This is a genomic window from Dictyobacter formicarum, assembly GCF_016587435.1.
Genome location: NZ_BNJJ01000001.1, coordinates 584,222 through 596,591, shown reverse-complemented (window position 1 = coordinate 596,591; position 12,370 = coordinate 584,222). Strand labels below are relative to the sequence as shown.

Here is a 12,370-nt window from a genome sequence, read left to right as displayed (position 1 = left end):
CGCAAATTGTATCCCTGGTCTCTAGCGCTGTTTTATTTCTGTGATACATGGTTAAGTATGGCAGCGGCAGCGGCACGATAGCCACCAGCAACCTTAATTTTGTCGCTCATGAGCAGCGCTTGCTCTTTATACTTTCTCTCATGAAGAACCTGCATGGCGGACTCCCGTAGCGAGCTTGCTGAGACATGTGGCTTTTCTATAGCTAAGCCCAACATCAGATCTTGTACTCGTTTTGCATTCACAAATTCATCCTCTGATGCTAGTGGCAAGACAACCAATGGTACACCATAATAGAGGGCTTCAACAACGCTATTTGTGCCACCATGAGTAATAAAGGCATTACATTGTGAAAGCACTTCTAATTGCGGTACAAAAGGATATAAGCTAATATTTTCAGGAATAGTGCCAAGTGTGTCTTGGCTCACTTTCGGTCCTATCGCTATAATGACCTGGATTGGTAGTCCATCAAATGCTTCAAAGCAAGCCAGATAAAACTCTTTCCAATTGTTCATAATAGTACCAAGCGAGATATAGAGAACTGGAAGATCAGTGTGTTGGGGAAGAGTTATCGCAGGCTCTCCCTTTCTCGGTGCGATTGATGAACCGACAAAGAGAAAGTGTTCGTCAAAGGTTTTTTCTGCTGGTTGCAGTTCACGAGGTATAAAAGAGATATTGAGCGGCTCTGCATGTGTCTTAATGCTAGGAAGACTAAATGTTTGCAGATGATATTTCGCACATAATGGCTCCAGGGCCATTTGGAAATCATTCATCTCATTCTCTGCAAATAGTTGGAGAATTCCACGCATCAGGTTCTGATCCAGTTGGTGAATCACATGTTCATTATAAAACATATGCGGAATGACAATGATGGCAGGAACCTGTATGATCTGAGCCAACAGACGAGCATGGGTACAATATGGATCGTATACTATATAATCTGGACGTTCTGCACACACTTCTTCAAGTAGTTGGGCAATCATCTGGCTCATATGTTCGACCAGCATTGCGCTAAATGAAAGGCCCGGTTGTATCGGTGGTCGTTGATAGAGCTTTAGTGTCGCGCCAGTGTCTTCTACTAATTGTTTGAATTGATCTGTGACAAGATAATATAGAACGTCTTCACCATGGTCTATAAGTTCGCGAACAAGAGGCAGTGTGGGATGAATATGACCATATTGTGGTACTCCAAAATAAAGTACTTTTGCCATGTATACCTTCCCTATAGATTTTACTAAAATGCATCCTACTTCTAGCAAATGTTCTGTACAAGATTTTAAGCTGCAGGATATATTGCTACAGCCCCAGCGAATTTGCAATGATATTCTGTTGCATTTCGGTTGTCCCCGAGAAGATTATGGATGGGAGAGCATCTCGTAACATAACCTCAATACCGGCTTCGACATCTATGCCGGCAGAGCCGTGGATACGGATTGCATCCAACCCGCCTTGAATGGCTGCCTCGCTTATAGCCAGCTTTGCCAGCGAGATATCTTGCATTGCATCTTCATTATGGTCAAATCGCCAGCAGGCACGGTAGAGCAGTAAACGAGCTGATTCCAGACGCAGTTTCATATTAGCCAAGCGATGCGCAATGGCTTGATTTTTGCCGATAGGCTTGCCAAATTGACGCCGTGTTTTTGCGTAGTTTACCGATACTTCAAGTTGTCGCTCCATCTGGCCCAGGTACGAGGCAAATAGGCACGCACGCTCCCACTGCATCGACTGTTTGAAGATCTGTGACCCCTGCCCCTCTTGACCTAACCTGTTGCTGAGAGGAACCCGGCACTGGTCCAGGGTGAGCTGACTTGCTGGCGTACTTGTCAAACCTATTTTCTGTAGTGGCTCACCTACATGAAGCCCTGGCGTTCCCTTCTCTATCACAAAAGCTGTAATGCCCAGATAGCCATGAGCGGGATTGGTCAGCGCATAGACCACGAAAAGGTCCGCGACAGGCCCATTACTGACAAAGCTCTTGGTTCCCATCAGGATATAAGATTGACCATCCTTGACCGCGGCAGTTTTGAGCGCAAAGACGTCGGAGCCAGATTCTTTCTCGGTGATTGCATTCGCGCCGATCAACTTGCCTGAGCAGAGACCAGGCAGAAATTTCTCTTTCGTTTTTTCGTTTCCATATTCAGCAATTGGCATCGTTGCAGCGAATAGATGTGCGGCTGCCGAGAATACGAGCCCCATGTCTGTACAACCACGTCCGAAGGCTTCGACTGCATGTGAAGTATCTAGTGCCCCTAAGCCGCGTCCTTGATATTGTTCTGGCACGCATAGACCTAATAGCCCGAGTTCGCCACATCGTTCCCATTGAGAACGTGTCCAGAAAGAGTTATGTTGTGGCTCTTTATCACCTGAGTCTTTCTGCAAGCTATGCAATATCGTGTTGTAGAGCATGTTTTGATCATTTGTCCAGGAGAAATCCATTTCAAACTCCAGGAAGAGTAGGGCGTAAGTAATTCATTGCTAGAAATCTATTGCGAATACATCTGATAGAGAACTCATGTTAGAATGCGGATTCTGAAAGATGAATGCGCTACATGCTTTGAGTCATGAGATCATGCGCATATAAAGGATAAGGCAACACATATGTGTTGTTCCCCTGCAAAGCAAGCGGGCGTTCCATTCTATGGATGAATTACTTGCGAGAGTTTAGATACAAGAGCCGTACTCTTTTCAATATCAACAACTGAAATACTTGCAACCCATCAGGAAGGAGCTAAAAAGTGGGTTTAAACGCAGAAGCGGTCAGTTCTCCCAGATACCGATGCCACAAATGCTGTTCATTGTCCTCTACTTCTTTGACCTTCATTTTCATTAAGCGTAGCACTTCTGGTTCTTCTTCCTCATACACATCCCCTTGTAGTAGCTGCAAGACATCAAGGCGATAGCGTGGGTCTTGTACAAACGCAGTGAATAAGACATTCAAGCGATAATAGACTGAGATGAATTCATACCAGTTGTGTGTCCCTCGTCTTATCGTTGTCTCAAAGGTAGAAAATTGCTGCTTCCTGAAGTCTCCAGTCTCTGCCGCCTGAATAATGTCCCGGCTGGCAAATCTCGCACTATTGAGCGCGATGCTCACTCCGGTTGAAAAGATCGGGTCTACAAAACGAGCTGCATCCCCTACCAGCACAAAGCGATCTCCGCATATTTGCTGCATTGCATAGCTATAGTCACCCTCTTCTTTGAGCGGCCTGAGTTGTTTGGCCTTCTTCAGCCCCTCTGCCAGATCGGGCCGACTTTCTAGACATTGCCAGAAAAATGCTTCGCGTTCTTGCTTTGATTGGGCAAAATGCTTTTTCTGTGTAACAATACCAATGCTCGTTATCTGTTCGCTGATAGGGATCTGCCACATCCAGGTATTGGTCAGTGGTAAAAAGTGAACAAAGATATAGTCACCCTGTTGTTTGTGTTTGACTAATGCGGCACGATCATAGCCTTCAAACCAGCTATGCAGAGCGTATTGGTCAAAAATGGGATCTTTTACAAGCAACTTGAGCTGTTTCCCCAGTAAGGCGCGGCGTCCACTGGCGTCTACTACCATACGCACCCGCGTGGTGATTTCCTGGTGTCCCATATGAAAACCGATACGCACAGCTTCGGGGTCATTCAAATCTACTCGCTGGACCTGCACACCTTCATAGACCGTGGCTCCTAGACGTTGCGCATGTTGTAGCAACATCAAGTCAAACTTGCCTCGATCAACATGAAAGGTATAGTTCTGGTCTACACCAGGCTGTTCTCGTTCTTCAAAGCGGAAATCTACCTGTTGGTCTAGAGTCATCCCTTCCCATTTATGCGAATAAATAGGGCCCTGCTGGGCTGTCGTCCAGGCTGCACCATACTTGCGAGGAAAGCCGGACTTCTCCATCTCTTGTAGAAAATCTATCTCTTTGAAAACACGTGTGGAGGACGGAACCAATGACTCGCCTACATGAGGTCGAGGAAATAAATCTCGTTCAAACACCACGCAAGAGAGTCCTGCTTGCGCTAAATAGCTTGCGGTCGCTGCTCCCGCTGGCCCTCCTCCGATGATTCCAATATCAAAATCAAGCTGAGTCATTCAGCTTTCCCTCCCTATAAATGAACTTCCTCAAGGACTGCCAGGTGCCCATTACCATTTAATGTCGCCAGATCGATATCGGCTACGCAGCGCACTTTGACATAGTTCAAGGTAAGTGTTCCTTCTATATGTGCAATACCACTGGCCTGGGCAAAATTAGCCTGGCTCAAGTTTGTAGCCTGTTTATCTACGCGTACTCCCAGGTCAGTCCCTCCTCGCGTTCCTGTAAATTTGATGAATACATATCCCATATCCCCAACGCGCTTTTGCAACTCTTCGAGCGAAGGTTTGGGACCACCTACCGTGACGGGATGCTCTCCTTGAGAAAGCCGCTGTACGAGCTCATCCATAAATATCTCCCATTGAAGGTATTTCTACATCTGCCTGCTTAATCATATTTCCTCTTATGCGGTGATAAGAGTCTCTCTATTCCGCTATCTACCGTGTAGAAGCCTGTTCTACAACCCCGCTTTGCTCATTATTTTCTGCCTGGGTTTGTTCATAGGCATAACGCAGGTCCTCTGGGATGGCAAAGTTCAGGGTCGTCTGGCAAAAATTTTTCCATTCATCGGTTATTTCGTCAAATATCAGGCCTTTATCAGGAATGATAGGGCTTCTCACAACGGTGAAGTCATCCCATAAATAGACAACCGCATCGTCCGCAAGCTCTGACTCGCCCTCCTCCTGTTTTTCTTTCCAATTGACAAACTGTCTCATTTCGCTAATGTGGTATGCTTTGCAATACTTGCGCATCTGTAAATCCTCCTTATGTATTGATCGTAAAAATTATCAATGCAGTTTTAGCATGTAAAATTTGCAATCGTGCATTGTTTTATTGCTTCTGCTCTTCCATGTGTTTCCGCAGGCTTAATGGACGCATGTCTGTCCAGACTTCTTTGATGTAGTCCAGGCATTCAGGTTTTAGCCCACTTTTCCCAACTTCACGCCAGCCAAGGGGCATTTCCCGACCGGTTGGCCAGATTGAGTATTGCTCTTCGTGATTAATGACCACGGTATATACTGTCTTGTCTTCTTCCTCCATCGATATCTCCTTTTTGTGGTAATTTCACATATTAAACGTCATAGATCACTGCTACATTTGCAAAAATGTTAGCTTGTGATGAGCATGATATACATGTTTATTTTATTCTTTTAACATGATTATATGTTTTTCTGCCCTTTCCTCTCGTGTAACGTTTTTTATCAAAATGTGTATTGACTATTTTGCACTCTTCTGTATTCTTCTTAAGAGCACTCACCGCAACTTCCGTTTTCGTAAGGCGACCAAGCAGATTGAGCAATATCTGCACACGCTTACGGGGTGTCGTTGGTCCGATAAATACTGCCTCCAGGTTATGCAACGGCCCATCCACTATGTAGACATTGTCGCCTGGCTGAAAGGGAACAATACTGTTATCATTCAACCTGCTTATTTCTGTCATAAGTGTTTCGATGAGATCAAAGGGCACCTTTTGTGGGCTACCACCAGAAGTCAAAAGATGCAAAACCCCAGGACTCCTGTGGATATGGCTAAGCGCGGTACGTTGCAAATCAGCTTGAAGAAAAAAATAGCCAGGAAACAATGGGATATGACGCATCTCCCCCTTATTCCAGATTTTTTTCACAGGCAAAAAAGCAGTGAGCCCTAAATTGGAACGCAATATTTCTGAGGTATATTTTTCCCTTCCAACTTTGCAATGAATGACATACCAGGGAGAATGATCAGAAAACATAGAAGTATATAAAACTCCATTTGTATCAGTATCTACCATTATGAATCCTCACTGAAAATTGAATGGAATAGTGTTCCTGCTGTCGAGACCTCAGTCTTGTAGCGCAGGAACCTCTGTATCGTATCTTTGAGGGTAAACTGGCAATTGTTTGATGCTAAACAAATAGCCCACAACGCAACTTCCAATCTGATGCGCTTTCTGAAAGGAGTGTTACCTGCACAATGCAAGCTGTCTCCTCAGGGGAGTGCATACAGTTTGTAGAAGTTGTCTTAACTGAGGTGTCTATGAAAGCTCTACAGGTCATCAGGGTTTATCTGCGGTCTCTGTTTATGCGGAACTTCGTGGTTTCAATGAGAGGTATGAAACGTTGCCATACTATGGCAGACATGCTCCGCCACATGCCTGACTCTTCTATTCAGACAAGAAAAAGTGTTATTTTATTCTCTTCACTTTTGTCGGAGCATACGCTACAACGAACAAAATAGGACGAGACTGGTGATGCATCTCCTGCTAACTATATGTTCTATAGCACCGTAGGACCTTGTAGATTATGACAGCACATATGTATCACTGGTTGGTTTTCCCTTCCAAGATCTCCTGTAGTGAGTGTACAAGGAAACCAGAGAAAAAGAAACGGCTCTATAGCGGCTACCCCAGGAAATTCAAGGGGCTATTAAAGACTTTGAGGAGGCTAGAGAGAGGCTACAAAGAGGCTTTTCCTTGTGGAACTGAGGTTCTGTTAGCGCCAGTGTATACTGGCTCATGAAACTTTTTGGTGAAGCATTTTTTTGCGGAGCAGAGAGAAGCTTGCGCGTCCATATATGAGCCTTTTGTGCGTTTTAATTTTGTTCACAGCTCCTTCCACGGGGCCTTGAGAACGAACTGTCAACTACACCTGATAACTCGAGTAGTGAGCATTGCTTTACCATTACTCATCCATTTCATCCTCTCTGTGGACAATCCTTTCCTCTGCTTTCACAACGAGTCGCCCGGGGAGAGGAACGTGTCTTCTTTTCTCATCCACAAACACAAGAGATGCGCTCTCTTCCCCTGGCCTGGACCAGTCTCGCCCTGCCCGATCCTTTTCTGGTTGTTGCCGATGGCAATGCTGTGCTACGTTTGAAAGATCTGCAACAGCTCGTGCAACTCCTTAGACAGAAACCAGCTCACAATCAGGAGGATCGCTGATATGGTTCATCAGGTGGCAGCCCATCATCTTACGCGTCTCGCGTGTTTGTATGTTCGTCACATCTGCTCTTCCCACGGCGAATCCGTCGCGGACCTTATCAAGGAGAAGTTTCACAACGCCGGTGCTGTTGTTAACAGCCCGCGATACAGTGGAAGAGCGTGTACGGGGGCTCGATAGTGGTGCTGACGATTACCTGGTGAAGCCATTTGCACTCACCGAACTCTTTGCGCGTGTACGTGCTCTCCTACGCAGAACGGCAACGCAGAAAGATGCAATTCTCTGTGTGTCAGACCTGACTCTGGATCCTGCCATGCATATTGTCGAGCGGGCGAAACAACCAATTGAATTGACGGCCAGGCTTTTCTCGGTCCTCGAATACTTGATGCGACACCCAAATCAGGTCTTGACGCGTGAAATGATTGCCAATCATATCTGGAGCTATGATTTTGTCGGAACCCTCAATGCCGTTGAGGTCTGTATACGTCGTTTGCGTAATCAAATAGATGATCCTTTCGAGGTTAAGTTAATCGAGACTATACGTGGTGTCGGATACCGCTTGCGCACATGTGATCAGCGTTAATTCATGGGAGGGACAAAACATTCATGTTGAGGAATAATGAGGTACTGCGCGAAGGCATTTACCACCGCTTTTCTAAGAGAGTGGCTGGTCAACTCAGAAGTGTGCGTGTCCGATTGACTGGCTGGTATACCCTGATGACTTCTATTATTCTTTTGCTCTATGGAGGATTATCTATAGCACACTTGAAAAGACGTTGCCATTCGATCATGTAGATTTTTATAAAATTGCTTTGCAGATGCTTTTTATGGGAATAGCTATCCTTCTGGTTGTAACGGCTAGTGGTTATTGGCTGGCCACGAAGGCCATGCACCCTGTGCACTTGATGACACAGACAGCACAGCGTATTGGGCAAACGAGCTTAAGCTATAGACTCGAATAACCCCATCGATGTCAGTGAGGTAATCCTCGATGTTGTAGAGCGCCTGGCACCTCTGGCATATGAATATGGCATAGAACTGGCACTTGGAACGGTACCAGCATTGCTGGTAAATGGAGATCATTGGTATCTTGCCTCGATGCTTACCAATCTGATTGAGAATGGATTGAAATCTACCGCGGGGATTGGCACGCGAGTCTATATTGAAAGCGGTATCGAGAGATGCAAGTGGGGATGGATACGAGTGCAAGATGATGGGCTGGGTATTGCAGAGGAACACATCCCTCATATTTTTGAGCGCTTCTACCGTATTGATCCTACGCGCCCATCCTCCCAAACTGTAGAAGAAATTTCTTTCAAGACGTCTTCAAGTGGTTGTGGTTTAGGATTGGCTCTCGTTGAGTGGGTGGTAAAAAAACATGGTGGCAAAATATATCTTCGAAGTCGTGTTGATGAGGGGTCATGCTGGGAGCGTGGCTGTGGTACACTTCTGCATTGCGCAAAAAGCCCCTGCCCAAAACGATACATACTATTCATTCCATACTGACTATCGCGTTCTTTGTTGCTCTATTCCTGCATATATGATCGTGATGATGTGTAATCATATATGACAGATATTTTTGTAGATAGGCAAAAAATTACTGTGATAGAGGAGCTGATGATTGTTGGCATGAAAGTTGCAGATAGACGCTATGTGTTGTTTTCGTTTTTAGATGCTCAGGTCCAAGTGTTCGTTTATACGTAGCCAGCGCTTGTTTATATAATGAGCTTGCCTCTTTTATCTGTTTTTGCATCTGGTAAAAGCGTGCCAGGTGACATAGGCTATCAGCGACGGACGGATGCCGTGGGCCGAAGGTTTGTTTTCTAATGTGTAGGGCGCGCTGAAAAAAAAGCCTGGCTTTCTCAAACTTTCCCTGTTCTCTATAGAGGATGCCCAGTCCATCAAGCGGATCTGCCACCAGGAAATGCTCAGGTCCTAGTCTTTGTTCCCAGATGTGTAAGGCACGCTGGAAGAGGAGTTCCGCTTGCTCAAACTCTCCCCGTTCTCTATAGAGTTCCGCCAGATTGTTAAGAGGATAGGCGACACGTGGATGCTCTTCGCCCAGATGTTGTTCCCAGATGTGTAAGGCACGCTGGAAGAGGAGTTCCGCACGGTCGGGCTCCCCCCGCTCTTTATAGTCACGCGCCATATTGTTGAGTAATGTAGCTACCTGAGGATGTTCAGTGCCTAATGCCTGTTCTCGAATATTCAGCGCTCGCATATAGAGGGACTCGGCCTGTTCATATTTTTCTTGCTCTCCATAAACAATAGCCAGTTCATTTAACGTGGTTGCCAGTTGGGGATGTTCAGCGCCTAATGCCTGTTTTTGAATGTTCAGCGCTCGTATATAGAAAGATTCGGCCCGTTCATATTTTCCTTGTCGCAAGTGGAGAGTACCTAGTCCGTTAAGAGAGATCGCCACCTGTGGATGCTCCGTACCTAGAACCTGCTCTCGAATACTCAAGCTTCTCTGTAAAAGCGGTTCAGCCTGCTCATGTTTCCCTTGTTGGAGATAGAGCAGGCCCAGTTTGTAGAGCGTTTCGGCTATGGTGAAATGTTTCGTACCAAGTGCTTGCTCGCCATAGTCTAATGCTCGTCGTAGCAGTGGCTCTGCCTCAGCATAATGAGCACGATTTACCAGGTATGTTGCTACATGATTCATTAACGTAATGCGCACAATGTGATCGCTATTGTACTGCTCGCTTAATGTAATACATACAAGTGCATGAGGTAATAGCCGCTCACAATCTTGCCAGTAGTTGGCCTGCGTCATCTCCTCTGAAGGAAAAAGATTGTTCATGGTATTTATTATCCGTGCCGCCCACATTTGTTGGGTTGCCTTTATCAGATGCCCTTTGAGTACTGTTTGTACGAGCCGATGAATCATCAGCGTTTGTGTGTGTGCATTGCGCTGGAGCAAGGAATAGGTCAATAGCACTTTGATGGTTGATTCAAATGCGAAGGGATCGGTAGATATTGCCTCAATTGTGGATCCAAGATACCGTGCACCTTCTCGGAAGAACATTTCAGGTATCGCTTCAGGGGCAAGAAAGGCACATACCGTTAGCATCTCAGTTGCTGGTGCGCTGCTTTCCCTGAGCTGTTCAAATACGAGAGTGAAGGTTCTGGTGACTGACATTGGATGGTCATCATAGGCATCACGCTCGTCAAGTAGGTGTATCTGTGACGATTGATAGAGCCGTAGATAGTCGTACAGGCTGCAATGGGTAGCTTCAATATAGGATCCGACTTGATCGAGTGCGAGAGGAAATCCATCCATGTCCTGCACAATCTTACGCACGATCTCCTCATCACCTGGCTCAAGGCACTTTTGGGGTGTCGTTAATTCAGATAGTCTGGATCTACGCAGTAGAAACTGAATCCCTTCCTCCTGCGCCATCGGTTTCAGGTCCAACACCTGTGCAGTGATGCTAAAAGCTTGCCTGCGGGATGTGAAGAGGAGCGAGCCGTGCCGAGCGGCAGGCAAAAAATTTTTTATCAGTGCGATATCCTCAACGTTGTCAAAAATGAGCAGCCATTGGTTGTGACTGTTAAGCCAGCGAATAACGGCTTCAACTATGCGATTCTGCTCTTGTTGCTGCCTGGCTGGCAGATTGAGTACATCCGCAATGGTGACGAAGCAGGAAACGATGCTTTCAAAAGTCTGACTGCCAATCCAGAAGATGGCAGAGTACTCGTTCGCATTCCGGTAAGCATACTCGATGACTGTCTGGGTTTTGCCGATGCCTCCCAGGCCACTTATTGTGCACGATTGACCAGAGGTTGTTTGATCTGTGTGCAGGCTATCGTAGATCTGGCGCAGAATACAGTCTCGGCCTGTGAAGAATGGATTGCGCTGATAGGGGATACTCCAGTAGGGTGAAAGTGCAGTCAAACTCGCTTCTAGCAATTGCCGAGTTTCTAGTTCATCCATATCCAGGTGACGCGCTAGTTCTAAGACCAATCCCCGTGTGTCCGGCAAGTAAGTTCCCAATTCCCACGAGGAAATCGTGTTGTAGTGTACTCCGATTCTTTGGGCCAATTGTTTTTGTGTCAGCCGTTTGCGCTTGCGAGTTGCTTTGAGCGTTTCTCCAAAACTGGAAAAAGATAGAGATTTGTTGTTCATGTATTACTTCTACCCTTTGGCTTACTAGAGCGTACACATCATCTTATACGTTTGGCCATCCACTTTTCTGATATGTAGTATTGCTCTTATAATACTGTAGCAGCACTTCTGTGCGTCGTGATTTTGACGGAAGAGAACACAAGTTAAGGGTGAAATGCTTGAATTTACGTTCAAGTATGGTATAGTTTAAGTAGTTTTGCATCAGCTTGCGAAACTACGCTATTCCATTGAAAGAAGGGTTTTTATATTGGAACATATTAATTTAGTGCAAAAAAGGGTGGCGATGACTTTCTCTACCCTGTCCCTTTTAATGCCCTTGTTAGCATTTACATTCATGGGGATGACGTTTGTTAATAGCGCTAACGTTGGCGTGCAACCAATTGCTACACAGTTGATTGTTGCCGATTCTGATGGTAGATGTGCAGAATTGTGCGGCCCGCCTCCTCCAGACCAGACTGATTTTATGTCTTAAACATCGCTGTCGTTAGCTTTGGTAGAAAATGAGTCATCTCGAAGCTTCAGTTTCAAAATTTGGGGTGACTCATATTTTTATATTACTGCGGATATTATACACTATTGAGCAATATTATAAGCAATTGAGCAGCTCTATCGTTAAGATGGGATCCCGATGAATTTCACAGCTAGATTGTGAATTCGGTAATGTAAACTTGCTCTTGTAAGTTAGCCTATTTGATCAAGACAATGTGTATGATTCTGATCTCTGTAACTCAGAATCTATATGCGAAGTTGTGTCATTGAAGAAGGAGCTTATGGGAAAAAAAGTATTAGTAGCTGAATCACGAGAAGGCGTTCGTACAGAATTATGTACTGTTTTTCAGAAGGATACCTCAGTTTCTACGGTGAGCGAGGCTGCAACATATGAAGAAGTGAAAAAGCATCTTTCCTGTTTTGACCATGATTTAATCGTGATTAATCAGGCATTAATGACAGATATCAAAGTGCCATCACTGGAGAACTTCGCGCTTCTTATTGATGAGCCAGATCTCGATATGTTGATGTATGCGTATGAACATCGGGCGCGAGGTTACTTCTCTTTCAATGTTGCCGCTGATCTTTTGAGCGCGGCCCTTAGTTCTACCAGAGAAACGTTCTTGATAGATCCAGTCTTAGTGCCCCGGATACTGAAGCTTAGTTCCGAACGTAGAAAATGCGAAGATGCGTATCGGATACCTATTGTGCCGTTTAGTACTTACCAATTTGGTACGTCCCCTGGATAAGCTCAAGGTCATTGA

General features: G+C 45.5%; 12 protein-coding genes. 4 read left to right on the top strand and 8 right to left on the bottom strand.

Going from position 1 to position 12,370, the window contains the following annotated elements; genetic code table 11:
* Positions 1 to 32: 32 nt before the first annotated feature.
* From JMI88_RS02345 to nusG, 7 genes are all read right to left on the bottom strand, one after another.
* Positions 33 to 1,208 carry a macrolide family glycosyltransferase gene (locus JMI88_RS02345; RefSeq protein WP_201360130.1) on the bottom strand — a complete coding sequence of 392 codons (1,176 nt, stop codon included), beginning with the start codon at positions 1,206 to 1,208 and terminating at the stop codon, positions 33 to 35.
* An 85-nt stretch (positions 1,209 to 1,293) separates the two neighbouring features.
* Entirely contained in the window at positions 1,294 to 2,433 is a 1,140-nt protein-coding gene (locus JMI88_RS02340; RefSeq protein WP_201360129.1) for an acyl-CoA dehydrogenase family protein, read from the bottom strand.
* A 292-nt stretch (positions 2,434 to 2,725) separates the two neighbouring features.
* Positions 2,726 to 4,072: an NAD(P)/FAD-dependent oxidoreductase gene (locus JMI88_RS02335; RefSeq protein WP_201360128.1), complete on the bottom strand. Its 1,347-nt coding sequence runs from the start codon at positions 4,070 to 4,072 to the stop codon at positions 2,726 to 2,728.
* Between the two features lie 14 nt (positions 4,073 to 4,086).
* The gene (locus JMI88_RS02330; protein WP_201360127.1) at positions 4,087 to 4,422 is read right to left on the bottom strand and encodes a hypothetical protein; all 336 of its coding nucleotides are present in this window, start codon (positions 4,420 to 4,422) and stop codon (positions 4,087 to 4,089) included.
* 88 nt (positions 4,423 to 4,510) lie between these two features.
* Entirely contained in the window at positions 4,511 to 4,825 is a 315-nt protein-coding gene (locus JMI88_RS02325; RefSeq protein ID WP_201360126.1) for a hypothetical protein, read from the bottom strand.
* A gap of 79 nt (positions 4,826 to 4,904) precedes the next feature.
* The gene (locus JMI88_RS02320) at positions 4,905 to 5,114 is read right to left on the bottom strand and encodes an MbtH family protein (RefSeq protein ID WP_201360125.1); all 210 of its coding nucleotides are present in this window, start codon (positions 5,112 to 5,114) and stop codon (positions 4,905 to 4,907) included.
* 97 nt (positions 5,115 to 5,211) lie between these two features.
* Positions 5,212 to 5,844, bottom strand: coding sequence for a transcription termination/antitermination protein NusG (nusG, locus tag JMI88_RS02315; RefSeq protein WP_201360124.1), 633 nt, complete (start codon positions 5,842 to 5,844; stop codon positions 5,212 to 5,214).
* Between the two features lie 843 nt (positions 5,845 to 6,687).
* Here nusG and JMI88_RS02310 point away from each other — a divergent pair.
* The 3 genes from JMI88_RS02310 (at position 6,688) to JMI88_RS40495 (ending at position 8,497) form a co-directional block, all read left to right on the top strand.
* Entirely contained in the window at positions 6,688 to 6,993 is a 306-nt protein-coding gene (locus JMI88_RS02310; protein WP_201360155.1) for a DUF5372 family protein, read from the top strand.
* A 50-nt stretch (positions 6,994 to 7,043) separates the two neighbouring features.
* Positions 7,044 to 7,574, top strand: coding sequence for a winged helix-turn-helix domain-containing protein (locus tag JMI88_RS02305; protein WP_201360123.1), 531 nt, complete (start codon positions 7,044 to 7,046; stop codon positions 7,572 to 7,574).
* Positions 7,575 to 8,089: 515 nt separating this feature from the next.
* Positions 8,090 to 8,497 (top strand): ATP-binding protein, encoded by a 408-nt coding sequence (locus JMI88_RS40495; protein ID WP_201360122.1) that lies wholly within the window; start codon positions 8,090 to 8,092, stop codon positions 8,495 to 8,497.
* Positions 8,498 to 8,588: 91 nt separating this feature from the next.
* Here JMI88_RS40495 and fxsT read toward each other — a convergent pair whose 3' ends face one another.
* Positions 8,589 to 11,117, bottom strand: a complete 2,529-nt coding sequence (gene fxsT, locus JMI88_RS02295; protein WP_201360121.1) for an FxSxx-COOH system tetratricopeptide repeat protein — start codon at positions 11,115 to 11,117, stop codon at positions 8,589 to 8,591.
* Positions 11,118 to 11,887: 770 nt separating this feature from the next.
* Between fxsT and JMI88_RS02290 the strand changes: the two genes are divergently transcribed.
* Positions 11,888 to 12,355, top strand: a complete 468-nt coding sequence (locus JMI88_RS02290) for a hypothetical protein (protein WP_201360120.1) — start codon at positions 11,888 to 11,890, stop codon at positions 12,353 to 12,355.
* Positions 12,356 to 12,370 lie beyond the last annotated feature (15 nt).